The organism is Streptomyces sp. HUAS TT11 (assembly GCF_051553595.1).
Classification (GTDB): Bacteria; Actinomycetota; Actinomycetes; order Streptomycetales; family Streptomycetaceae; genus Streptomyces.
Window position 1 is genome coordinate 8,575,566 of sequence record NZ_CP196184.1, and the last position, 22,094, is coordinate 8,597,659.

General features: G+C 69.9%; 22 protein-coding genes. 12 read left to right on the forward strand and 10 right to left on the reverse strand.

All coding sequences use genetic code 11. From position 1 onward, the window contains the following. Window positions 1-142 precede the first annotated feature (142 nt). The 5 genes from ACSHXN_RS38590 to ACSHXN_RS38610 all read left to right on the forward strand — a co-directional run bounded on the left by ACSHXN_RS38590 (window position 143) and on the right by ACSHXN_RS38610 (window position 5,341). Window positions 143-1,642 (forward strand): dihydrolipoyl dehydrogenase family protein, encoded by a 1,500-nt coding sequence (locus ACSHXN_RS38590; protein ID WP_356109871.1) that lies wholly within the window; start codon window positions 143-145, stop codon window positions 1,640-1,642. Between the two features lie 96 nt (window positions 1,643-1,738). Continuing rightward, window positions 1,739-2,191: a flavodoxin family protein gene (locus ACSHXN_RS38595; protein WP_355131473.1), complete on the forward strand. Its 453-nt coding sequence runs from the start codon at window positions 1,739-1,741 to the stop codon at window positions 2,189-2,191. A gap of 256 nt (window positions 2,192-2,447) precedes the next feature. Beyond that, on the forward strand, window positions 2,448-4,154 hold the full coding sequence (locus ACSHXN_RS38600) for a PHP domain-containing protein (protein WP_438305595.1): 1,707 nt from the start codon (window positions 2,448-2,450) through the stop codon (window positions 4,152-4,154). Beyond that, on the forward strand, window positions 4,151-4,774 hold the full coding sequence (locus ACSHXN_RS38605) for a hypothetical protein (protein ID WP_355131470.1): 624 nt from the start codon (window positions 4,151-4,153) through the stop codon (window positions 4,772-4,774). Before ACSHXN_RS38600 ends, ACSHXN_RS38605 begins: the two co-directional genes overlap by 4 nt. Before the next feature lie 117 nt (window positions 4,775-4,891). Next, complete coding sequence (locus ACSHXN_RS38610) at window positions 4,892-5,341, forward strand: YybH family protein (protein ID WP_356291967.1); 450 nt, start codon at window positions 4,892-4,894, stop codon at window positions 5,339-5,341. Between the two features lie 98 nt (window positions 5,342-5,439). On the opposite strand, the gene ACSHXN_RS38615 is transcribed toward ACSHXN_RS38610, so the two are convergent. Both ACSHXN_RS38615 and ACSHXN_RS38620 read right to left on the reverse strand, forming a co-directional pair. Then, a complete protein-coding gene (locus ACSHXN_RS38615; RefSeq protein ID WP_355131466.1) occupies window positions 5,440-5,976 on the reverse strand; it encodes a hypothetical protein in 537 nt (178 codons plus the stop codon). Window positions 5,977-5,996: 20 nt separating this feature from the next. Beyond that, the gene (locus tag ACSHXN_RS38620; RefSeq protein WP_355797099.1) at window positions 5,997-6,266 is read right to left on the reverse strand and encodes a hypothetical protein; all 270 of its coding nucleotides are present in this window, start codon (window positions 6,264-6,266) and stop codon (window positions 5,997-5,999) included. Window positions 6,267-6,733: 467 nt separating this feature from the next. Between ACSHXN_RS38620 and ACSHXN_RS38625 the strand changes: the two genes are divergently transcribed. From ACSHXN_RS38625 to ACSHXN_RS38635, 3 genes are all read left to right on the forward strand, one after another. Next, window positions 6,734-8,644 carry a glycoside hydrolase family 5 protein gene (locus ACSHXN_RS38625; protein ID WP_438305599.1) on the forward strand — a complete coding sequence of 637 codons (1,911 nt, stop codon included), beginning with the start codon at window positions 6,734-6,736 and terminating at the stop codon, window positions 8,642-8,644. A 466-nt stretch (window positions 8,645-9,110) separates the two neighbouring features. Continuing rightward, window positions 9,111-10,016, forward strand: coding sequence for a DMT family transporter (locus ACSHXN_RS38630; protein ID WP_355131461.1), 906 nt, complete (start codon window positions 9,111-9,113; stop codon window positions 10,014-10,016). A 165-nt stretch (window positions 10,017-10,181) separates the two neighbouring features. Continuing rightward, a complete protein-coding gene (locus ACSHXN_RS38635) occupies window positions 10,182-10,397 on the forward strand; it encodes a hypothetical protein (protein WP_355131459.1) in 216 nt (71 codons plus the stop codon). 134 nt (window positions 10,398-10,531) lie between these two features. Here ACSHXN_RS38635 and ACSHXN_RS38640 read toward each other — a convergent pair whose 3' ends face one another. The 3 genes from ACSHXN_RS38640 to ACSHXN_RS38650 all read right to left on the reverse strand — a co-directional run bounded on the left by ACSHXN_RS38640 (window position 10,532) and on the right by ACSHXN_RS38650 (window position 13,818). Then, window positions 10,532-11,974: an MFS transporter gene (locus tag ACSHXN_RS38640; protein ID WP_438305603.1), complete on the reverse strand. Its 1,443-nt coding sequence runs from the start codon at window positions 11,972-11,974 to the stop codon at window positions 10,532-10,534. A 257-nt stretch (window positions 11,975-12,231) separates the two neighbouring features. Beyond that, on the reverse strand, window positions 12,232-12,960 hold the full coding sequence (locus tag ACSHXN_RS38645; protein WP_438305606.1) for a class F sortase: 729 nt from the start codon (window positions 12,958-12,960) through the stop codon (window positions 12,232-12,234). Between the two features lie 144 nt (window positions 12,961-13,104). Then, entirely contained in the window at window positions 13,105-13,818 is a 714-nt protein-coding gene (locus ACSHXN_RS38650; protein WP_356291961.1) for a hypothetical protein, read from the reverse strand. Between the two features lie 985 nt (window positions 13,819-14,803). Between ACSHXN_RS38650 and ACSHXN_RS38655 the strand changes: the two genes are divergently transcribed. Further along, window positions 14,804-14,977: a hypothetical protein gene (locus ACSHXN_RS38655; protein ID WP_355131451.1), complete on the forward strand. Its 174-nt coding sequence runs from the start codon at window positions 14,804-14,806 to the stop codon at window positions 14,975-14,977. Between the two features lie 319 nt (window positions 14,978-15,296). Here the strand turns inward: ACSHXN_RS38655 and ACSHXN_RS38660 are convergent, their stop codons facing one another. Together ACSHXN_RS38660 and ACSHXN_RS38665 are read right to left on the reverse strand one after the other, a co-directional pair. Beyond that, complete coding sequence (locus tag ACSHXN_RS38660) at window positions 15,297-15,764, reverse strand: hypothetical protein (protein WP_355797088.1); 468 nt, start codon at window positions 15,762-15,764, stop codon at window positions 15,297-15,299. Between the two features lie 562 nt (window positions 15,765-16,326). Further along, on the reverse strand, window positions 16,327-17,235 hold the full coding sequence (locus ACSHXN_RS38665; RefSeq protein WP_438305610.1) for a hypothetical protein: 909 nt from the start codon (window positions 17,233-17,235) through the stop codon (window positions 16,327-16,329). Window positions 17,236-17,680: 445 nt separating this feature from the next. On the opposite strand from ACSHXN_RS38665, the gene ACSHXN_RS38670 reads away from it, so the two are divergent. Beyond that, complete coding sequence (locus tag ACSHXN_RS38670) at window positions 17,681-18,316, forward strand: MSMEG_1061 family FMN-dependent PPOX-type flavoprotein (RefSeq protein ID WP_438305612.1); 636 nt, start codon at window positions 17,681-17,683, stop codon at window positions 18,314-18,316. Window positions 18,317-18,601: 285 nt separating this feature from the next. On the opposite strand, the gene ACSHXN_RS38675 is transcribed toward ACSHXN_RS38670, so the two are convergent. Both ACSHXN_RS38675 and ACSHXN_RS38680 read right to left on the reverse strand, forming a co-directional pair. Then, the gene (locus tag ACSHXN_RS38675; protein ID WP_383353438.1) at window positions 18,602-18,943 is read right to left on the reverse strand and encodes a DUF1707 SHOCT-like domain-containing protein; all 342 of its coding nucleotides are present in this window, start codon (window positions 18,941-18,943) and stop codon (window positions 18,602-18,604) included. Beyond that, window positions 18,930-19,661, reverse strand: coding sequence for an ArsR/SmtB family transcription factor (locus tag ACSHXN_RS38680; RefSeq protein ID WP_438305617.1), 732 nt, complete (start codon window positions 19,659-19,661; stop codon window positions 18,930-18,932). The genes ACSHXN_RS38675 and ACSHXN_RS38680 overlap by 14 nt, the downstream gene beginning before the upstream one ends. A gap of 338 nt (window positions 19,662-19,999) precedes the next feature. On the opposite strand from ACSHXN_RS38680, the gene ACSHXN_RS38685 reads away from it, so the two are divergent. Further along, window positions 20,000-20,713: a D-Ala-D-Ala carboxypeptidase family metallohydrolase gene (locus tag ACSHXN_RS38685; protein WP_438305620.1), complete on the forward strand. Its 714-nt coding sequence runs from the start codon at window positions 20,000-20,002 to the stop codon at window positions 20,711-20,713. Window positions 20,714-20,768: 55 nt separating this feature from the next. Here ACSHXN_RS38685 and ACSHXN_RS38690 read toward each other — a convergent pair whose 3' ends face one another. Continuing rightward, window positions 20,769-21,182 carry an SRPBCC family protein gene (locus ACSHXN_RS38690; protein WP_355131437.1) on the reverse strand — a complete coding sequence of 138 codons (414 nt, stop codon included), beginning with the start codon at window positions 21,180-21,182 and terminating at the stop codon, window positions 20,769-20,771. Window positions 21,183-21,407: 225 nt separating this feature from the next. On the opposite strand from ACSHXN_RS38690, the gene ACSHXN_RS38695 reads away from it, so the two are divergent. Continuing rightward, window positions 21,408-22,088: a TetR/AcrR family transcriptional regulator gene (locus ACSHXN_RS38695; protein WP_355797081.1), complete on the forward strand. Its 681-nt coding sequence runs from the start codon at window positions 21,408-21,410 to the stop codon at window positions 22,086-22,088. Window positions 22,089-22,094: the final 6 nt, after the last annotated feature.

Consider the following 22,094-nt stretch of genomic DNA (forward strand, 5'->3'; position numbering starts at 1 on the left):
AGCCTGGCGGAAGGCCCGCAGCGGCTCGTGCCGGTTGCCGGCGCTTCGGCGATCCCCTGTCGGCCGGCCCGTGGCATCCCCTCTCACTCACCGCACTCCATGCACCGCCCCTTGCGGCGGAAGGACGATCGCGGAGGTTCTGATGACTGCGACGGTGGACCCGGATCGCTCCGAATGGGACGTCATCGTCCTCGGCGCGGCTGCCGCCGGAGAGAACGCCGCCCAGTACGCCGCCCAGTTCTCGGGCCTGTCGTCGGTGCTCGTGGAGAACGTTCTCGTCGGCGGTGAATGCTCCTACTGGGCGTGCATGCCCAGCAAGGCTCTCCTGCGGCCCGTCGAGGTGGTCGACGCGGCCGCGCACTCGCCCGGAGTCATGGCCCGGCTCGAACCCTCGGCCGTGCTCGAACGACGTGACGTCGTGATCAACGGCCTGGACGACACCTCCCAGGTGACATGGGCCCTGGACACCGGCATCGACGTGGTGCGGGGCTACGGGCGGCTCACCGGTGAACGGCGGATCGCGGTGAGCAGGGACGGCGGCCCGGTCCGGGAACTGACGGCCGGACACGCCGTGGTCATCGACACGGGTTCCTGCCCCGCCGTACCGGATGTCCCCGGACTGCGGGCCGCGCTGCCCTGGAACTCCCGGGATGTCACCACCATGAAGGAAGTGCCCCGGCGGGTCGTCGTCCTCGGCGGCGGGGTGGTCGCCTGCGAGGCGTCCACCTGGCTGCACGGCCTCGGAGCCGCCGAGGTGACCGTCGTCCAGCGCGGACCACGGCTGCTGGCCCGCTGCGAGCCGTTCGCGGGCGAGTTGGTCGCCGAGGAGCTCCGGGACTGCGGTGTGCGGCTCTGCCTGGGGCGCGGGATGTCCCGGGTGGAGCGCTCCGACCCGCGGGACACCGGCCAGGGGCGTGTGCACGGCGGCGAGGTGAGGGTGACGCTCGACGACGGCACGGTGCTCGTCGCGGACGAGATCGTGGTGGCCGCCGGCCGTACCCCGAACACCGGCGACATCGGTTTGGAAACCGTCGGACTGCCGCCCGGCGGCTACCTCGACGTCGACGACCACCAGGCCGTGCGCGGCGTGCCCGGCGACTGGCTGTACGCCATCGGCGACGTGTGCGGACGTGCCCTGCTCACACACATGGGCAAGTACCAGGCCCGTATCGCCGGAGAGGTCATCGCGGCACGCGCCGGCGGCTCCCCGGATCTGCCCTCATCGGCCGAAGGACACCGAGGGCTGCCCCAGGTCGTCTTCACCACCCCGGAGGTCGGCAGCGCCGGTGTCACCGAGGAACAGGCGCGGGAGGCGGGCATCGACATCGAGGTGGTGGAATACGACCTCGGCGCGCTCGCGGGCACCTGGGTCATGCGCCCCGACTACCGGGGCCGGGCCAAACTCGTCGTCGACCGCGCCGAGGACGTCGTGATCGGGGCGACCTTCGTGGGAGCGGGCATCGCCGAACTCGTGCATTCGGCGACCACGGCGATCGTCGGACGTACTCCTGTCTCCACTCTGTGGCACGTGGTGCCCAGCTATCCCACGGCCAGCGAGATCTGGCTCCGGCTCCTCGAGACACTGCGATCGCAGCGCCATGCGGCACGCGCCGGGGGAGACGCGGCAGGGGAACACGGCTGAGGGACCGAGAGGCCGGGAGGACGACACCTTCGCGCGCCGGGGTGGGAATCCGCGTCGCCTTGCGGTGCGGGAGGCGTCGCGGCAGGGTTCGACGGTATGGCCACCTTGCTGATCGTGCATCACACACCCTCGCCGAACTGCCAGGCGTTGTTCGAAGCCGTCGTCTCCGGTGCGACGGCACCTGAGATCGAGGGTGTGCGGGTGGTCCGGCGTGCGGCGCTGGCGGCGACCGCATCGGACGTACTGGACGCCGACGGCTGTCTGTTGGGCACCCCGGCGAATCTCGGTTACATGTCCGGGGCCCTCAAGCACTTCTTCGACCAGATCTACTACCCGTGCCTGGACGAGACGCGCGGCCGGCCGTTCGGCTACTGGGTGCACGGCGGCAACGACGTGACCGGGGCGGTACGGGGGATCGAGTCCATCACCACGGGGCTCGGCTGGCGACGCGTGGCCGAGGCGGTGACCGTGACGGGCGAGCCGGGCAAGCCCGACGTCGAGGCGTGCCGGGAGCTGGGTGCGACGGTCGCCGCCGGACTGATGGGCTGAACCCCGCCCGGCTTGCCCACGCCGCACATACGCGACCGGGAGGCGCCGCACCGTCGGCCGATCGGGCGTGCGGTGCGGCGTCGACCGCGGCCGTACCTCGTCCATGGCACCCGACCGTGTTCGAGGTGGGGCCCGCACGCCTTCCGCACATCCGGCGTTCTTGCTTCCGCAGCGGGGGCGTGCGCCGCGGTTCATGCCCACTGCCCACTCTCGGCCCGTTCGAACGTTCAAACCGGTGTCGCAGCAGGAGCTGACAATGGGTCACGACGGTCACACGCACGGGCACGGGCACCACCATCACCACGATCACGGGCACGGCGAGGCCTCATCGTTGCCGCCCGCGCTCGACATGTCGGTTCCCGACGGGGAACTGACGCCTGGTCAACTCTCGCGGCGCTCCATGTTGCGCCGCACCGGACTGCTCGGCGCGGGCCTGGCCGCGGGGAGCGTCCTCGCGGGTGCGGGCCAGGCCGCGGCGACGTCCGGGGCGCAGTCCTCACGCAGTGGACGGTCGCACGGATACCTGTGGCTGGCGGGCGACCACCACATCCACACCCAGTACAGCTCCGACGCCAAGTACCGGGTCCTCGACCACGTCCGGCAGGCGAACGCGCACGGCCTGGACTGGATGGTCATCACCGACCACGGCAGTGAGGCACATGCCAAGATCGGTGTGGAGAAGGTCAACCCGGACATCGTCGAAGCGCGTGAGCGGATCGACGACACGCTCGTCTTCCAGGGCCTGGAGTGGAACATCCCGGCCGCCGAGCACGGCACGGTGTTCGTCCACCCCGGCCGGAACGAGGTCGCGGTCCTCAAGGAGTTCGAGAACTCCTTCGACGGCTCGGCGAAGAACGCCGGCGCCAGTACTCCGGCGAACGAGGCGCTCGCCATCGCGGGCATCAACTTCCTCGCCGACCAGGTCCGCCGCCGCAAGGTGGCCGACGCCCTCTTCCTGGCCAACCACCCGGCCCGCAAGGGCATCGACTCCCCGCACGAGATCCGTGCCTGGCGCGACGCCCAGCCCTCGATCGCGGTCGGTATGGAGGGTGCCCCGGGCCACCAGGCCGGCGGTCTGCCCGCTCCGATGGGTCCCGGCTCCGCGCGTGGCATCTACGACAACAGCCCGAGCGCCGACTCCTTCTCCGGCTATCCGCTGGAGAGCTACCGCACGTGGGGCGGTTTCGACTGGATGACCGCCACGGTCGGCGGACTGTGGGACAGCCTGCTCGCCGAGGGCAAGCCCTGGTGGATCACGGCCAACTCCGACTCGCACAACGTGTACGCCGACAGCGCCGTGCGGGGCCCGAACAGCGACTTCAACGCCAACGGCCGTTACGACGACCCGGTGTACGGCGGGGGCCTCAACCTCACCGACACCGACTTCTGGCCCGGCCAGTACTCCCGCACCCATGTCGGCGCCGCCTCCTTCTCCTACCAGGCGGTCATGGACGGCATCCGCGCCGGCCGTGTCTGGGTCGACCACGGCGGTCTCATCAGCGGCCTGAACGCCCAACTGCGCGCGGACGGCCGGGCGGTGACGCTGGGCGACGTGCTCCACGTCCGCCGCGGCGGCCACGTCGACCTCGTCGTCGAGATCAGCCTCGCCAACGGCCCGAACTGGGCGCAGTTCGTGCCGACGCTGGCCCGCGTCGACGTGATCCAGGGCGCCGTCACCGGTCGGGTCGTCGACAAGGACACCCTGGCCACGCCGAACACCAAGGTGGTCAAGTCCTTCGAGGTGAACAGGTCCACCGGGTCGGTGCGCCTCACGTACTCCCTCGGTCGCGTGGACAAGCCGGTGTACGTCCGGCTCCGGGGCACCGACGGCAACCGCACGGCCGTCGGCCTGCGCGGCGCCTCCGTCGACCCGGCCGGACCTGCGATCGACGTCGTCGGCGACGCCGACCCGTGGAAGGACCTGTGGTTCTACTCCAACCCGATGTGGGTCCTGCCCGCATGAGCGCTCCGCACGACGCGTCCGGCGTCCACTCCGTTCTCGGAGTGGACGCCGGTACGGCGACGCTCCGCGAGGCGGACCATCTGATCCACGATCTGGTGGAGCGTCTGGACCTCCCCGGCGGCACGATCGCCTGCACCCACCTGATCCGCACCGCCGAACGGCGTGGCACGGCGGTCTCGTTCGCGCTGCCCGGCGTCGCGGTGGCCGAGTCGGCATTCGCGCTCCTGCCGGGTGCTACGGAGGGGGTGGATGTGGGAGCCGCGCTGGGGGAGCGGGCGTACGGTCCCGCGGTGGCCGTCCGCGCGGCGGCCCTGGCCGCGGCGGAGCACACGGCGAGGCAGGGCGGCAGGGCCGTGGTGTTCCCCGGAGCGGACCGCCTCACCGGCACGGTCACGGTGGCCGACGTGCTGGCCCTCACCTCGGTCGAGCGGGTCACCGTGCTCGGCACGCCGGCCGGTGGGCAGGGGCCCGATCCGGCCTTCCCGGTGCAGACCCGCGACCATGTGCGGCCGGAGTGGCGGGAGGGTGCGCTGACGCTGGTGCTGGTTCCGGCCGCGGGCGGAACCCTGGCGCCGTTCGAGGTGCCCAATCCCACTCCTTGCTGCGCGGTGCACAGCTGACGGAAGGCGACGGCCGGAATTCTGCGGCGCTGTGTCGGCGATGAGTTCCGGTGCCGGGGCCGGTCCACATCCCGGACGTACATCCGCCGGGACGACATGAACCAGGGAGCCGCCCTCATGGCCGACGACACAGAGCAGATCCGGGCCTTGGTCGAGAAGTGGGCGGCGGCCGTGCACCGGGGCGAGCTGGAGGGGGTCCTCGCGGACCACGCGGACGACATCGTGATGTTCGACGTGCCGCCGCCCTGTCAGGGGGTGCGCGGCATCCGGGCCTACCGCGGTGTCTGGCCGCCGTTCTTCGCCTGGCAGGCGGGGGGTGCCGTCTTCGAGATCGAGTCGCTCGACGTCACCGCCGGGAGCGACGTGGCGTTCGCCCACGCCCTGCTCCGCTGCGGAACGCCGCAGGACCTGGCCGAGCGGCCGGACAACCGGCTGAGACTCACCTTGGGGTTGCGCAAGGAACGGGACCGCTGGGTGGTGGCCCATGAGCACCACTCGTTCCCCTACGCGGAGAACGAGTCCTGGAAGACGCGTGCTCCGGGCCTCTCCAGGGGGCGGACGCCTTGAGCACGGCGTCGTCGCAGACCGCGTCCGCGTGCGTCTCCTCGGCCGCGTGTGCCGGCGGGGCCTTCTTCACGTGGGCGGACGAGGGCGCCGTGACGGCGTCACGGACACTCTTCCGGCTGGGCGACACCGGAGCGACTGCCTCCCGCGCGGTCCGCGCTGTCGGCGGGCGGCAGCGGTGTCCACTGAAGGCGGAGCAGCTTGTACATACGGTGGAACAGGAAGACGGCCATGGGCAGTTCGACGAAGACGGCCAGTGCGGCGGAGGCCCAGACGGCGGGTGTGCCCAAGGCGAGCGAGACGTCGAACCAGGCGTCGCACACCAGCAGCACGGCGCTCGACAGTGCGGGGATCACCACGGCCCGGTGACGCCGCCTGCCGAGGACGGCCGTGGCCCCCAGGGCTATGAGCAGCAGTATGTCGAAGCCGACCCAGGTCGTGCGCCACGCGTGGACCCGGTAGTCGGTGGGCAGTGTCAGCCCCAGGACGACCGTCCAGGGGACCAGGGCCAGGGCGCACACCGCGAGCAGTTCGACCATGTGCCGCCGACGCCGCTCGCGGGGGTCGTCACGCCCCGCTCGACCCGTCGCCGTGCCGGGCAGCGGCTTCCGGGCCGTCAGGAAGGAGTCGGTCGCCATGGTGCCTTCGGTCGCCTGACTCATCGGCGTGCCGAGTCGTCCGGGGTGGTGCGCGACGACCCGGGGTACCAGGCTGCGATGCGTCCGGTGGTGAACCAGCCGATTCCGGCCAGGAGCACACCGGCCACGGCATTCGGAAGATGCCGGCTCAGCACCATCACGGCGGCGGCCACATCCAGGCCCACCGCGAGCAGGACGAACGCGGCGCGCTGCCATGGTTCACGAGGCGCGGTCGCGGCCACCGGGCGATGGGGTCTGCTGCGGAGGAATCCCGGAGTGAGGTGGCTCATCGCGGTCCCCTCGCCTGCCTCATGTGCCTGTTGTCCATGCCCGCCTCCAGTGCGCCCACCCAATGCAACCACCAACCTGAGGGGGGTCTCCATATATTTCCGAGGAAGAGACCCAGGACGTGACAATCCCGCGTGATCTGAGGCACACGAGAGCGAAAAGCTCTGTTAAATGCTGATTATCACCTTTGTTCATGGAGTCTCCGGGATACGCCACGATGTTGTGCGGCGGTGTCGCCATGGAGATCCGCCGACCGCCTGCCGGGGCCCTTTTCGGTCAACGCGCGGTACCGGGGCGCCGGCCGGTTCGTCCGCGCCGACAGGGGAGGCGTTCTTTCGTAGACTGGCGCCCGCCGTCCGCCGGAATCACCGGCTCGCACCGCGTACCGCCTCTGCTCTTTGTCCGGGCAAGCCGTCCGTCGCCCGCGTCACCCCCGTCCGTGCCCAGCCATTCGTTCGCCGAGGGACGTATGCAGACCAAAGTTGTCCAGTACCTGACAGGAATGACAGCGGCCCTACTACTGCTGGCCGCGGCACCGGGAGCGGCCGTCGCCGCCAAGCAGCCGTCGCTGCGCACCGCCCACGCCACGGACCAGGAGGCCGACGCCTGGCAACCGCCGCTGTCCACCCGAGGCCGCTCCATCGTCGACGCCACGGGCCGTCGCTTCCGGCTGAGATCCGCCAACTGGGACGGAGCACAGGGATCGTGGACGGGCAGCGGCAGCACCGCCGACCCCGCCAACCACCACGCCGGACAGAACTCCTACGGCATACCCCTCGGCCTGGACCGTGTCCCCCTGCCCGAGCTCCTCGCCGACTTCCACGACCTCGGCATCAACAGCATCCGGCTGCCGTTCTCCAACGAGATGATCCATGCGACGGCGGCCGTGCCCGACGCCGCCGTCAGCGCCAACCCGCAGCTGCGCGGCAGGACACCGCTGCAGATCTACGACGCCGTCGTGACCGCCCTCACCGACGACGGATTCGCCGTCGTCCTCAACAACCACACCAACACCTCCCGCTGGTGCTGCGGTATCGACGGCAACGAGCGGTGGAACAGCAGCCAGTCCACCGGTCAGTGGGCGGACGACTGGGTCTTCATGGCGCGCCGGTACGCCGCCGATCCCCGGGTGGTCGGCGCCGACCTCTACAACGAAGTGCGCCGCGACATCCTTGACGACCCCAACTGGGGGTCGGGTGACGAGCACGACTGGTCTGCCGCCGCCCAACTCGCCGCGGACCGCATCCTCACGGAGGCGAACCCCGCTCTCCTCATCGTCATCGAGGGGATCAACTGGACCGGGCTGCCCGTCGACGGACTGCCGCACGGCCGGCCCACCCTCACTCCGGCACGCACGCTCTCCCACACGCTCGTGGCCACCCACAAGCTGGTGTACTCCGCCCACTTCTACGGGTACACGGGGCCCCACCACAGCGGTGCCACCGGCATCGGTGAGACCCACGACCCCCGCTACCAGGACCTGACCCGTGAGGAGCTGTACCGGGAACTCACCGACGAGGCCTTCTTCGTCACCGAGGCGGGGCGGCACTACACCGCTCCCGTGTGGATCAGCGAGTTCGGCGTCGGAGCCGGCGAGAAGGGGGCCGCCGCCCGCGCATGGTTCGGCAACCTCACCGACTACTTCGCCGACCATGACGCGGACTTCGCGTACTGGCCACTGGTCGGGTGGGAGGGCCACGACGACTGGGCCCTGCTGCGCTACGACACCGACGGCCACAGGCACGGCATCCTGGACCCGGCCGACTGGCGCGGCACCGCCTGGAGCCACCTCATGACCGCACCGACACACACCGGGCCGGTCGCCCCGGTTCCCACGTGGCGCATGCTCAGCACCGACCACGGCGACCAGGTCCAGTCGCTTCGGGCGCGGGCGGGCGGGGACTGGGATTCCGGCGCCTACAAGGCGGCCTGCCCCGACGGACTGCGGCTGATCGGCCTCAGTCACACGGCCGGACGCGGTCTGTGCACCGACATCGACGCCGGTGATCTGCGCGCCGAGGGCGACGTCCAGACGGTGGTCACCGACGAGCGCCATGTCCCCCAGGGCGGCGACTGGGCCTCGGGCTACACGAAGTTCCAGTGCCCCTCCGGTCAGTTCCTCATCGGCTACAGCCGCCGCGGCGGCCGTGTGTCGGCGGCGCTGTGCGCCCCCGCCCGCACCGCGCTGGGAGGCACGGGTCGAACGGTCTGGTTCGACCGCTCCGACAACCGCCCGGCCGACGCCGACGGCGGTGACTACGCCTACGGCGACTACAAGGGCCAGTGCGCCGACGCCGAGTACGCCGCCGGGATCGCCTTCACCACCCGGCTGGGCAGCACGGCGGGCCCCGCGGCCGTACTGTGCCGCACGCTGTCCTGAGGAGGGGGTGGGCGCCGGGGGCCGGCGGCAGGGAGCGCCGGAGACCGCCGGGTGCCGGGCCGCGGCCCCGCCGGCGCCCGTACCGCACGTCATGTGTGCCGAGCGGCGTTACCCCTGGGGCCGCACCTTCCCGGGGACGGAGCCGCTCGCGGCGCCGGTGTGGCCTGCCGCGGAACCGCAGACGATCAAAGCGGGGAACACCGCCGGCCCCGGGGACGCCGTCCCGCCGACCCCCTCGGTACCGGGGCCGTGCCCGCGCCCGCCCGGCCCGGAGAGAACCGGGGACCGCCCGCGCGCCGGGGCAGCCGTCCTGTCCGGCCGGGGCGGAGGAGAAGGCCCGGCTGGAAACCGCCGACGCAAGGTGCCATCGTGGAACAGGCCCGGGCACACCCGCCCTGAGCAGCAACAAGAACGGAAACACCGTACCCGCGCGGCCGGCGCGGGACGTGGAAGTGGTGCGTGCGGGATGATTCTGGCAGTCGTATTCGCCGTCCTGGCTGCTGGCAGCAACGCGGTGGGAACCGTGTTGCAACGGCGTGCGGCAGTCGAGGTGCCCGAATCCTCGGCCCGGCTCGCCCTCGTCCGGCACCTGCTGCGCAGTCCCATCTGGTTCGGCGGCATTCTGGGGGTCGTCTTCGCCGCGCTGTTCCAGGCTCTGGCCCTGAGCGCGGGCCGGCTGGCCATGGTCCAGCCGCTCTTCATCCTCGAGCTCCCGCTGGCGCTCCTGGTCGGCAGTCTGGTCTTCCGCGTACGGGTGTCGGCCAAGGCATGGTTCTGCGTGGCCTGCATCTTCGTCGGCCTGGCTCTCGGGCTGTTCTCCGTGGCCCCGTCCGGTGGGCGCGATCAGATTCCGGGGGTCTGGTGGGTGCCGACGCTCGCCGCCGTCGGCGGGGCCGGTGCCGTACTCGTCCTGACCGGACTACGCCGCCCGCAGGGCCTCGCTCGCGCGGCCTGCCTGGCGGCGGCGGCCGCCATCGGCAACGCGCTCACCGCGGCACTGGTCAAGTCGTCCATGGCGATCCTCTCCGACGAAGGAGCGACGGGATTCTTTCTCGCCTGGCAGACCTATGGCTTCGCGGCCGCCGGATCCCTCTCGATCTTCTTGCTGGGATACGCCATGCAGGGAGGTCCGCTGATCGCGTCACAGCCGGCACTCACGCTCGGTGACGCCTCGGTCAGCTTCATCCTGGGTGTGACGCTCTTCGCGGAGTCCCCGCGCCGCGGAATGTGGCTGCTCCCGGCGTTCGTCGGCCTCGTCCTGCTCGCGTACGGCGTCTTCGCCCTGTCCCGCACCCGGTGCCTGGCGAAGTGCATCGACCGGGACGAGGAGGAAGCGCAGCAGCAGGAGCAGCATGCCGCGGCGGCCATGTAGCGCGAACCGCGGCTCAGAGGGCGAACCCCGGGGTCTCGCCACGAATCGTGGCGACCGCTGCCCTGGCCGCGGCGCCTCGAGGTGCGTGTTAGCCCGTTCGGCTTCATCCTGAAGTCCGGTCCACCGCACCAGGCCCCACAGGCCGACCACCCACGGGGAGGTCCTGTGATCCTGTTTGCCCTTCTGGCGCCCGCACTGATGATGGCCTTCCTCTTCGGGATGGCCGCCTTCGAAGACCTCCTCTTCATGCCTCCGGCAGCCACGGACGACGTCAGCCCCCTCGACGACTCCGCGCAGTCCGCCAACCCCGAGAGCGCCTCTCCCACGGGGGCGACCGTGGACGCGGGCGATCAGTGGGTCGAGCCGCCCGCGCGCGGATGAGCGATCGGTGTGCGGCGGGACGGCGTCACCGGTGCCGCGCCCTGATGGTCGCCTCGGATCCCCGCGGCCGGAAGCGGTGTGCACCGCGATGGACACGATGCGTGACCGTGCCGAGCGCGCTGTGTGCCGGCGCCTCACGGGGGAGTGACGCGGGGTGCGAGCCGGGTGGCCTGGACGCCGGAGAGCTCGTCGAGGGAACAGCCGCGCGGCTCGACGCGGAAGACGAGGGTGATCAGGAAACCGAGCCCACAGGCAGCCGCCACCGCGTAGAGCAGCGCGGCCTGGCCGATGCCCGCCAGGAGCACAGGGAAGAGGAACGTCCCGAGGGCTGCCCCCAACTTGCCGCATCCGGCGGCGAAGCCGTGTCCGGCCGAGCGGATCTCCGAGGGGAACACCTCTGCGGGCAGAGCGAACGTCGTGGCGTTCGGCCCGAGATTCATGAACATGTTGAAGAACCCGAACCCGATCAGCACCATCGGGAGATGGGCGTCGGCGCCGCCGGGCAGTCGGCTGCCGATCGCCAGGACGCAGAGTGCGACGGCCATCACCGCGAATCCGACCAGTTGCAGCGGTACGCGGCCGACACGGTCGATCAGGAAGATCGCCAGCAGGAATCCGACGACGAGGAAGACGTCCAGCAGGGCGGTCCCCTTCGTGGAGACGATGTCATCGGCGATGAACGAGGTGTTCGCGCGGTGCACCGTCAGGGAGGCGAGGAGGGTGGGGGTGAAGATGCCCACCCCGTAGGTGGCGATGTCCATCAGGAACCACGGTGCCGCCGTGAAGACGGTCCGCCTGCGCCACTGCCGTGAGAACAACCGGGGCTGGAGGAACGCCCCGACACCTTCCGCCGGGGGCTCGTGCCGTTCCTTGTCCGCGTCGGTAACCTGGACGGGAACGCCCACGAGCGCCCGGCCGACGTCGCGTGCCTCCTGTTCGTGCCCGTTCTGGGCGAGCCATCGGGGACTCTCGGGCACCCGGCGGCGCAGCCAGATGATGATCAGGGCCGGGATGAGCCCGAATCCCAGCATGATCCGCCACGAGGTCACATGGGGATACGCCTCGAGGGTCACCACCCCGGCCGCCGCGCCCAGCAGGATGCCCGCGGCCTGCAGACTGAAGGCGGCGACCAGCCACCGCCCACGGGCCCTGGACGGCAGGATCTCCGCCAGATAACTGGCTGCGATCGGGTAGTCCAGGCCCACCGCGACGCCCAGCGCGAACCGGAAGACCATCAGGGACCAGACGTCCCACGCGACCGCGCACAGCACCGAGAAGACGACGAACAGCCACAGATCGACCCGGAAGATACGGCTTCGACCGACCCGGTCACCCAGCGGTCCCAGCAGCGCCGCGCCGAACACCGAGCCCACGACCGCCGCAGCGGACAGCAGGCCCTTCTCGACGGCACTCACCGAGAAGTCCGCGGCGATCAGCGGATTCGCCACACCGATGATGAAGAAGTCGAATCCGTCGAGCAGAATGCCGAGCCCGGCCAGCAGCCAGAACCTGATGTGCAGTCGGGACACTGAGGCGCCGTCCAGCGCTTCGCCCAGGGGTTTGGATCGGTCGAACACGTGCTGAGCAGGCGGAGTCTTGGTGGCCACGTCGTCCTCACCGGTCGCTGTGCAACAGTGCTCGCCGCACGCCATCTTGCGGACAGATCACTGGCGGACGGGGATTGGGGCGACGTGGCCCCGCCAAGGCACTCGAACGGGCGAGATCACGGGCGGCGGCACCCGCAGGTGGTGACCGGGGCTTTCCCGGCCGGTCGGGGGTGCCGGAAGAAGAAGGTGCCGGTGAAAGGGTGTCGGGGGCGGTTCCCGGAGGTGACTCAGGGATGCCTGACCGAGTCGAGGTGGGCGAACACCACCACGTTGGATTCGTAGTCGTGGGACTTGTGGTTGTAGGTGCCACCACAGGTGATCAACCGCAGCTGAGGGGTGGCGTTGCCGGCGTAGACCCGCTTGTCGGGGAACTTCGCCTTGCTGAACGTCTCGACGGCGTCCACCTTGAAGCCGGTGACGACGCCGTCCGCGCGGGTGATGTCGAGCGTGCTTCCCGGCTTGAGGGTGCGCAGCAGCACGAACACCGCCGGTCCGGTCTTGGTGTCGACGTGACCCACCACGACCGACGTTCCCCGCTCACCCGGTGAGACCCCGCCCTTGTACCAGCCCACCAGGTTCTTGTTCGTCACGGGCGGTGGAGTGAGGTGCCCGGAGGCATCCAGCGCGATCTCCGAGAACGGCGCGTTGACTCCGATCTGCGGAATCACGATGCGCTTGGGCGCCGACCTAGGCAGCTCCTGGGCCGCCGGCAGACCCGTACGGGGCGCCGGACCTGACGGAGCGACGAGTGCCGGCGGCGTCACGACCACGGACGGGACGACGGCCGCGGGCAGCGTCGGCGGCTTCGGATCCGACGGGCTCGACAGCGAGTGGTGGATGAGTACGGCGCCCAGCCCCACAGCCGCCGCAGGCAGCAACAACAGGGCACGGTAGATGGGACGGGACGCAGACCTGTTTCGCGGCTGTTTCGGCGGGGCCGGTTGAGAGAGGGTCATCAATCAAGGCCTGTTCATGAACGAGGGCGGCGGTAGGACATCAGTGGGCCGGACGGCAGCCGGCCCCAACGCCGCAGTCGCGGGCGCCGTCACCCTTCGCGAGTGACGGCGGCCGCGACCGCACAGTCGGCCGACGAGTGCCGATCAGGCCTCCGCCGCTCGACGCCGCAGCATGTACGCACCCGCGCCGAGACCGCCGAGCAGCAGCACCGAACCAGCGGCCAGGCCGTTGCTGGACTGCGCCAGCCCGCCGCCACCGGCTTTTACGGCACCGCTGGGCGCCCTCTCCGCCCCGGGCCTGCCCTCGTCGCTCTGGTCGTCGTCCGAGGCAGCCGGGTCGCTGCTCTCGTCTTCGGCTCCACCGCCGGCGTTCTCGTCGGCGCCCTCGCTGTCCTCGCCGCGCTCGTGGTGCGGTCGGCCGTGCGACCGGCCGCCGTCGTCGTCAGCCCTGTCACCGTCCTGGGTCTGAGCCATCGCCAGGGCGCCGCCACCGGCCTTCACACCGCCGCTGGGCGCCCTCTCCGCGCCAGGCCTGCCCTCGTCGCTGGGCGCCCTCTCCGCGCCGGGCCTGCCCTCGTCGCTCTGGTCGTCGTCCGAGGCAGCCGGGTCGCTGCTCTCGTCTTCGGCTCCACCGCCGGCGTTCTCGTCGGCGCCCTCGCTGTCCTCGCCGTGCTTGTGGTGCGGTCGGCCGTGCGACCGGCCGCCGTCTTCGTCGCCGGGCTGGGTCTGCGCCATGGTCAGAGCACCGTCACTGGCCTTCACGCCGCTGGCCAGCGACACGGCATGCGCGGCGGGAGCGGAGAGCGCGACGGCCGCGGCGACCGCAGCGGAGGCGAACATGGTCCGGGTCACTCGCATTAGAGGTAGTCCTTTCGCCGCCGCCACGAAGGCCGGCACTATGCCGGCACAGCGGAATCGCAGCAGCAACGTGCTCACCCTCAACCCGAAGACCACCTCCGACCGCTGCATGACACGGGAAGTGGGCAACCCCGTACTCCCTCCGGGTGTCTCCAGACCGAAAAGTAACCCGGTTGGCAGCACCCCCATCAGTACCAACATCATCACTGATGCATGGAGAGCGAACGTCTGTGCCGACGCAGGTGTACCGCATTCACACGATCGATGACGTTGCATCAAATCCCTGTGCGAACAGCTGCGCGGAGGCGGCGCGCGAATTCCCGTCGCGGCCTTGGGCGTAGTCCGCCCCCGGGTGCGGCGAACCGATCGGGTGTGCGAGATCGGTACCAGCGGCGCAGTTCCGTGCCTGATTATCGGTTCGACGGCCCGTGACAGTCGGCGCGCCGCCGACGTTTCCGGCCGGGGGACCGGCGCCTGCGCGCACGGCGCGGACCGGGACCAGGACGGCCGTGATCAGGGCGATCGAAGCCACCACGGCCCGCCGGAGTCCGGCGGTGCCCATGGTGATGGTGCGGGGCTCCGGGACGAGCCGTACGGGCACCGACAGGCACACAGCCCCTGAACGGGCCCGCTCTCCCGTCGGCACCCACGACCGGCCCGGCTCTCCGGCCTTCCCGGCGGCCGGAGGCCTACGCAGAGCACATCGGCGCCCCACCGAGGTGCTGCCGAACCGTCAGCGGCCCGAGGACCCCGACGCGGCCGTCGGTGGCGATCGCGGTGACGGCCCGCAACGAGGGCGTCGCGGGGGGTCTTGATCGCGGAGTGGCGAAACGAGTTCCTCGATGTCACCGGGCATGCGCCGACGGTGGGCCCGGTCGCTTCCGGGCGGCAGCTGGATTCCCGCCCCACCTGCACCCCCGACTGCGATGAGCAGGTTTTCCCCCGGACTCAGGGGCACTCGGACAGTGAGCGTGGAGGTACTGACATGGGTACCGGAGAGAAAGCCAAGGCAAAAGCCGAACAGGTTGTGGGGAAAACCGTGCGGAAGGTGGCCCACGCGGTGCACAAGGACACCCTCGCGGCAAAGGGTGCCGCCCTCGAGGCGCGGGGCAGAATGCGAGGTGCGAAAGAGAGCACCAAGGACTCCCTGAAGCACTGACAACGTCGTGGTCATGCTGCCGGCCAGTGCAACAGGAGATTCGTGTCCTCGTGCGGTGAAAGGGCGCCTACGCCACAGACGATCCAGGGCGCAGGTCAGGAAACTACGTGAGGTGATCGGCGCAAGCACTCCGTAGTGGCCCGCATCCGAGAGTCCGGTTGCGCACTCGGACGGCTGCGATCCTCGTGGGTTGCAGCCGTCGGCGAAGCCGATCGCTGCGATGGGCACCGGAGTCGGAGCCGACATCCAATGTGAGCCATGTCCGCCGGTGCACCCACTTCGAGTTTTTCGACGGGGGCAGCAGCCGAAGGGCTGCGGATCACGACGCCACCGGCCGGGGCTCCTCGCCGTCGTAGGCCGCCAGCGCAGTCTGGCGGCATTCCAGCAGGTCGCCGAGGAGCTCGGGGGTCACATGCTGTTGGGCCAGTGCCACCGTAGCCTTGGCCTCGACGGAGGCCCATGCGTGCCGGGCGCGCTTGTTGGCGCGGCGCCTGGTGTCGCTGCGCAGGAAGCCCGCCCCCGCCGCGAATCCGGCGGAGGCCAGAGCCGCGAGGGCGGCGGGAACGCGCGCGTCCGCCGAGGCCAGTCCTGCCGTTCCCGCCGTGCCCGCGAGCAAGGCCGCCGGGAAACCGAGGACGATGTCCGTCTTGGTCCAGAACTCGGCCCGGCGGTGGGCGAGTTTCCTCTGGTGTGTCGCCTCGTCTCTCAGCCGCTCGATCTCGGCACGCAGACCGTGCGCGGGCTCGTCCGGACTCAGGCGGGTGGTTCCGTCAGCGGGAGTGGCCATAAGGGAATTCCAACATGCCTGTGCCAGAAGGTACTTGGTGAGTTCGGACAGCCTTCGGGCGCGATGGACGTGAGCTTCCCACGATGGTGGCCCGCCGCGTGGTGCAGTGGATCCTCGGCGAGAGCCCGGATGCCTGGGCTTGATCTTTTGCACTCGGTGAGCAGCGCCGTGCCGCTCACCTGCCGGATGGACCGTCGTCGGGCCGCTTGACCCGCCGAATCAGATCGTCCAGGCGATCAGCGATCTCGTGGTCACGACCGTTCACGAGGTGCTGATGGATCAGCGCGGCCCGCACGGACGAGTGTCCCCGGCGATGCGTCGGCTCCCGCGTGGACCGGGCCGAGCCGAGCCCGCGCGGTGCCGGCCATCCGTCCGCGTCACGCGATCGACGGGTCTGACTCCTCGCGTACCGTCCAGGACGGACCGTCCGCGAGGGCCTGGGTCGTCTCTCGGATCCCATGCAACGGGAATACGACGACCGAGGCCGCAGCCAGGGCGCACAGGAGCCAATCGAGCACCCAGGGCAGGCGGTCGGGGCCGACGTAGAGGACGGGGGCGGTGATCAGTGCGGCGAGCAGAGCCCCGCCGACTGTCCGGGTGTGAACAGGTGCAGAGAATTTGGCGGTGCTCGGCAGGCGCCGGACAGCGCGGTCGGACATGGTGGGCGGGTGGTGCCGTTCAGGTACGGGCGTGCCTCGTCCGGGTCACTCAATCCCATGATCACCTCGCCGCTGTCGGCGACGAATGCCGCGGGCAACTCCTCGTCGATCAGCTTCCACCGCTCCGGCCAGCAGAGCCAGCCTTCCTGGCCGCCGAGGCGCAGGGCCGCCCGGCCCACCTCCTCGCGAGAGCCGCCCAGCCTGATCTCACGCCCGCCATCCCGCAGGACGAGCCAGTGGAACTGCGTGACGTCCAACTCACCCGGCTTGTCACCGCGCTTGAGGTAACGCATCCGGACGGGTTCCCCGACCCGGACCCGTACGGCGTGGAGCTCGCCCCGGCCGGCGTCCTCGGCCAGTACGACCAACTTTCTGCGTGCTTCGGCCTGGCTCGCCTGGCGGCGCGCAAAGAGGAGTGCCTTCACCGTCACCACGAAGACAAAGATGATCAGCGCGCCGGCGAGCACCCCGCCCGAACCGGCGGCCAGCCGGGTGAGCGCGAACGGGGTCAGGATGAGGAGGACAGCCCCCGTCGCACGGCCCACGTCGCGGGCGGGCAGCGGGAGCCGGCGCGGCAGCGGTGGCACCGGGGACGGCCGGCTCGCAGCGGCAGGTGCCGGGCTGAACGCCGGCGCCGCACGGCAGGCGAGCGCCCATGCTCCAGCCGCGAGAGCGGCCGCCCCGAGCGCCGACAGTATGTCCCCGCGCGGCGCGGGGGCGTCGTAGCGTACGAAGACCAGGGACAAGGCGACGGCGGCGCAGGCCAGGGCAGTGCCGCCGAGAGCACGGGTGATCAGGGTGGAGCGTCGCATGAACGTCCTTCACCGAGGAGGTGGAGCCGGGGTGGGGCACCGTCTCACGAGGCTGGGTACGCACGGAGCGATGGCTTCCGGGAAACGTGCAGGTAGGGATCCGGTGAGCCGGTGGCCGTGCAGCGCACCAGTTTTGTCCATGATCCAGAAGGTGTAAAGGAATGGTGAATCAACTCTTGTGTCGTCGCTCGGACTTGAGCCTCATGGCGGCGATGTCGTTCGCGACTGCTCCCACCACCGGTGCGTTGGCGGCCTCGACTTCGGGCAGGAGCAGCGAGCAAGAGGAGACGCGCCCGGTGCGTCGTCAGGCGCCGTCTTCCGAGCTGGTTCCAGGATCCGAGCAGCGGCAGGTGACTGGATCACTGAAGCTCCGGGCCGAAGTCGTTCCACCGTCCGAGCGGGCAGGGCCCTCGTGTCTTCGACCCGCAGAGCTATGATCGCCAGAGTGGATGACTCCCTGATACCCCGGGCTCTGACCAGTGAGGCGCAGCTCCGAGAGTTGTACGCGGACCCTGGAGAGCGGGCGGTACGCAAAGAACTCGACCACATCGACGAGATGTCGCGCCGCCTCGTCGCGGTCTCGCCCGTGGTGTTCGTCGCCACCAGCGATGCCAACGGCCGCTGTGACGTGGCGCCTCGGGGCGGCACCCCCGGTTTCGTCACCGTCCTCGACCAGCGGCATGTGGTGATTCCGGACGCGACGGGAAACAATCGGCTGGACGGCTATCGCAACATCCTGGCCAACGGGCACGCCGGGCTCAACTTCGTCATCCCTGGCCGGGACACCACGCTTCGTGTCAACGGCGCAGCCTGGATCACCGCCGATGGAGACCTGCTGGCGCGGCTGACCCCGGTCGGCAAGCCGCCGAAAACTGCGCTGGTCGTGCGGGCCGACGAGGTGTACGTCCACTGCGCTAAGGCCTTCGTCCGGTCGAAGGTCTGGCGCCCCGAAGCGTGGCCGCTGAAGGAGGAGCAGCCGACGCCGGCCGAGGTCGCCCTTGCCCATCAGCGCGACCCCCACTTGACGCTCGCCGAGGTCGAGCAGGATCAGCGCGACTCCCTCCTGCACCGACTGGCCTGATACCGGCTCGTCGCGGCGGCACACATCAGGTGCCGAATCCTGGTCGCGGGGCCGACGCTGGGCTGCGCGAGGCGAACCGACGTCGACGACAGACGGAGACCACGTCGGCGCACGTCAGAGCGACACCTCCTGGCAGGGCCCACGGTGGGAGACTTGGCGCATCACTTCGAGTGCTGCCGCGCATACTGGCTTACGGGCGCCCAGTTGCCCGCACACGGCTCGTCGAGTAACGACCGGTATGGCCGCCAACGGCCGTTGTTCACAGGACTACGGATCAGAAGGCCGTCATTGCCGATGCGAGTGGTGCGGGCGGACGGGGCTACGGGTGATGAGCCAGTAGACAAGGGCCGCTGGTGGGCAGAAGCACAGCAGCAGGATCAGCACCTGTGGGTTCAACCCGGCCGAAGCCTGCACTGATGTCTTCCCCTCCGCCGGTAGATCCGCGGTGATGGCGCCGAGTTGCGCGACAGTGGTTGCCTGGTAAGCGATGGCCGCGCGGTCCTCAAGCTCGGACAGAGTCAGTCGGCCGGCCGCGTAGTGGTCTTTGAGTCGGTCCACGGCGTCATCCCGCTCTGCGTCCGAGATGTTGATCGCAGGCCTGTCGCGGATTTCCTCAGCACGGTTCATATGGGCCTCCGGGTGATGGCGCGTTGGCGGACGGGCGATCGTGCAGGTCGACCACTGCGATGACGACCCGGGTCCAGACGCCTGGGGCGTCGTGGTTTCCGAACCGAGAGGCAAGTTCCTCGATGTGCCCGCGCAGCTCGGCAAGTGCCTCGTCGGTCAGCCGCAGGGCACCGCGATGCAGGTCGATCTCTCGCCGCTGACCCGCCTGTCTGGCTTGGTGGGCGGCGTTGATGTCAGCCCGGGTCGCGTCGAGCATGGATCCAAGGAACGCCGCCTGCTCCTCTGGAGTCGCACCGTCCGCTGGTGGCTCGGTGACCGCAGGGGCATAGACCCGTTCGACCTTGCCGCGTGCCAGCGGCCGGTATTCGGCGATCTCGATGAGCCCGGAACGCTCCAGCCGGCCTAGGTGGTAGTAGAGCCGATCAACTGGCAGCCCGATGTGGTCGGCAAGTTCGCGAGCAGAGCGGGGCATCTCCCACATCGCCTCCAGCAGTCGGATGCGCAGGGGGTCCGCCAGCGCCTTGTGGACTCCATGCCATCGCCGGGGCGAAGGGGGAGAGGCTTCCGCACTCATTGACGATCGATTCGCATGGTGAAGATTACTCCAATCATTGGAATATTCTCCAACGATCCACCATGCAGCGGCAGTTCGCAAGACAGGCGACGCCTGAACCGAGGCAGGCGTAAAGGGGGATGCACCGGTCAGCGGCAGCTCCACGAACAAGAGCAAACCCAGGTAATCAGCCCGGTGGGCGGGCTGCTCGGGCCTCACCGGAGCAGCGTCGAGTCGACCAACTACCCCAAACCAAATGGCGGTTCGTCGGTCCGCATCGGAGTCGGGATCTGCACCCGTCCCGGCCGGTTACAGTCGAGGCTCCCGCTCTTCCCCGCTGCGGTTCTATGCGCATAGCATTCGTTGTCATGGGCAACTCAATTTGACTCCGAAGGCCTGACGCAGGCCGTACGGTTCCCAGAAGAGGAGTGGCTTCCATGGATTGGGCACGATCCTCAGGTCGAAGCATCGACCGTCGTACGGTGCTGAGAGGTGCGGCAGCCGTGACGGCCGCGCTCGGTGTGGCCGCAGCCGTCGAGGTCGGTTCCGCCGGCACGGCCGCGGCCTACGGCTGGACCCGTACCCTGCAGCAGGGTGTGTCCGGCTCCGACGTGGTGGAGTTGCAGATCCGCGTCGGTGGCTGGGCCGCGTCGAGCGCTCAGCAGACCTATGTGGCCTGGGACGGTGAATTCGGTCCGGCCACGGCCGCCGCCGTCCGGCGCTTCCAGACCGCCTACGGGTTGTCGGCGGACGGTGTTGTGGGTCCCCAGACCCAGAGTGTGCTCAACAGCCTCGAGAAGAGCGACGAATCGACCGCTCACTTCGCCTGGAGCGAGTTCACCTCCCATGACGGCTCCGGCTTCGGCGGCGGCAAGGTCGGTTCCACACAGGTCAAGGAGAATGTGCGCCGGCTGATGTACAAGCTGGAGGCGGTGCGCAAGAAGGCCGGAAACAGTTCGATCACCATCAACTCGGGTTTCCGCAGCACTTCCTACAACGCTTCGGTGGGCGGCACGTCCAACAGCATGCACGTCTACGGGGACGCCGCCGACATCGTGGTCTCCGGTCACACCACCCTCCAGGTGTACCGAATCGCCGAGACATGCGGCTTCTCCGGTCTCGAGGCGTACTCGCATTCCTGGCAGCACGTGGACAGCCGTGTGCAGTACCCCTCCTACGGCTCCGGCTCGTGGTGGTGGGAGAGCGGCGTCGTGTGAGTCACCGCCTTCGGTACATGACGAATCGCGCGACGAGAGCCGGGCGTTCGGTGCGTCAGCCCGCTGTGTTCTCGACCCGCAGCCGTACTTGTTCCTGAAGGCTCCGCAGGCTGGTGTCGAGGGCCTCGTGTACCGACCGCTCGCCGGGATCGTGCTGTTCGTCGAAGAACGACAGATGGACGGTGACCTCGCTGGCGCCGCTGCCGATGCCTGCGACCTGGAGCCACCCCGCGTAGTAGCCCTCGTCGCGCGTGCCCCACTCGAGCCGCATCTGCTGCGGTCGGGCCCTGAGCAACGCGGAGGTGTCCTGCTCGTCGTGATCGTCGTGCACGGTGACGGCGGGCGGGTCCTCCACGTGCACGTGCAGGGCGTTCGGCAGCCAGCTGTCCAACCGGTCGGTGTCGGCGGCCTGCTCGAAGACCTGCTCGGGCAGCGCGGCCATGGTGCGTGAACGTTCGTACTCGGCCATCGGTACCGCTCCTCGTGTCGAGGTCGTACAGCCGGACGAGTGCCCCTTCCGCCGTCATCGAAGCCGTCATGGAATCGGTCAGCGGAATCCATGACACGCCGCACGTGCCGTGATCCCGGTGTGCGGCCCGGTGCAGTGGCACCCGTGCACCCGCCCGGTTACATTACGTTCGGAAGGTGTAACGAATCGATGGCGTGGTGCTGTGCCGTGCCGGGAGGCCGGCGGATGAACAGGGGCGATCGCGACGTCGATGCCGGAGACGGCAAGGTGCCGGGTCCCGGCACGAGCGACGGGATTCCCGCCCGGGCCGGCGGCCGGCCGCGCGACCCGGCCATCGAGGACGCGATCATCCAGGCGACACGCAGACGTCTGGTCACCGACGGCTACTCACGGATGACCATCGGGGACATCGTCGCCGACGCCGGTGTCACCAGGCCCACTCTCTATCGGCGGTGGGCCAACAAATACGACTTGGTCGTGGACGCTCTCGCGTTCGGCTTCCGTGCGCAGCGCGAGGCGTATCCCGATGTCGACTTCGATGACCTGGCGCCGTTCGAGGCGTTCCGTGAGGCCGTGCGCCGACTCGACCCGCGGTATCACAACAAGGCCGCGATGGAGCTGCACGGCAACTTCATGGCGGAGGCCGAGCGCGTCCCCGGTCTCCTCGAGCAGCTGCGTGAGCACGCGGTACAGCCTCGCTGCGAGGAGCTGACGGAGGTTCTTCGGCGGCTCCAGGAGCGCGGTGCGATCCGGAAGGACGTCGACCTGGACGCCGTGGTCTCGCTCTGTTTCGGAAGCTACTTCGCGGACTACCTGCGCACCGGCGAGGCGGTCACCGACTTGCCCGACCGGGTCGTCCGGACGCTCTGGCCCGCTCTTGTGGAACAGCCCGAGCCCACTGGCTGACCTGCG

Bases quoted from the DNA above. Each gene is read 5' to 3' on its own strand.
- ACSHXN_RS38620 (WP_355797099.1), bottom strand. From the start codon at position 6,266: ATGAGCCACCTCACTCCGGGATTCCTCCGCAGCAGACCCCATCGCCCG.
- ACSHXN_RS38675 (WP_383353438.1), bottom strand. From the start codon at position 18,943: ATGAACCGTGCTGAGGAAATCCGCGACAGGCCTGCGATCAACATCTCG.
- ACSHXN_RS38595 (WP_355131473.1), top strand. From the start codon at position 1,739: ATGGCCACCTTGCTGATCGTGCATCACACACCCTCGCCGAACTGCCAG.
- ACSHXN_RS38630 (WP_355131461.1), top strand. From the start codon at position 9,111: ATGATTCTGGCAGTCGTATTCGCCGTCCTGGCTGCTGGCAGCAACGCG.
- ACSHXN_RS38695 (WP_355797081.1), top strand. From the start codon at position 21,408: ATGAACAGGGGCGATCGCGACGTCGATGCCGGAGACGGCAAGGTGCCG.
- ACSHXN_RS38665 (WP_438305610.1), bottom strand. From the start codon at position 17,235: ATGCGACGCTCCACCCTGATCACCCGTGCTCTCGGCGGCACTGCCCTG.
- ACSHXN_RS38625 (WP_438305599.1), top strand. From the start codon at position 6,734: ATGCAGACCAAAGTTGTCCAGTACCTGACAGGAATGACAGCGGCCCTA.
- ACSHXN_RS38610 (WP_356291967.1), top strand. From the start codon at position 4,892: ATGGCCGACGACACAGAGCAGATCCGGGCCTTGGTCGAGAAGTGGGCG.
- ACSHXN_RS38690 (WP_355131437.1), bottom strand. From the start codon at position 21,182: ATGGCCGAGTACGAACGTTCACGCACCATGGCCGCGCTGCCCGAGCAG.
- ACSHXN_RS38645 (WP_438305606.1), bottom strand. From the start codon at position 12,960: ATGACCCTCTCTCAACCGGCCCCGCCGAAACAGCCGCGAAACAGGTCT.
- ACSHXN_RS38650 (WP_356291961.1), bottom strand. From the start codon at position 13,818: ATGCGAGTGACCCGGACCATGTTCGCCTCCGCTGCGGTCGCCGCGGCC.
- ACSHXN_RS38605 (WP_355131470.1), top strand. From the start codon at position 4,151: ATGAGCGCTCCGCACGACGCGTCCGGCGTCCACTCCGTTCTCGGAGTG.
- ACSHXN_RS38655 (WP_355131451.1), top strand. From the start codon at position 14,804: ATGGGTACCGGAGAGAAAGCCAAGGCAAAAGCCGAACAGGTTGTGGGG.
- ACSHXN_RS38660 (WP_355797088.1), bottom strand. From the start codon at position 15,764: ATGGCCACTCCCGCTGACGGAACCACCCGCCTGAGTCCGGACGAGCCC.
- ACSHXN_RS38600 (WP_438305595.1), top strand. From the start codon at position 2,448: ATGGGTCACGACGGTCACACGCACGGGCACGGGCACCACCATCACCAC.
- ACSHXN_RS38590 (WP_356109871.1), top strand. From the start codon at position 143: ATGACTGCGACGGTGGACCCGGATCGCTCCGAATGGGACGTCATCGTC.
- ACSHXN_RS38615 (WP_355131466.1), bottom strand. From the start codon at position 5,976: ATGGCGACCGACTCCTTCCTGACGGCCCGGAAGCCGCTGCCCGGCACG.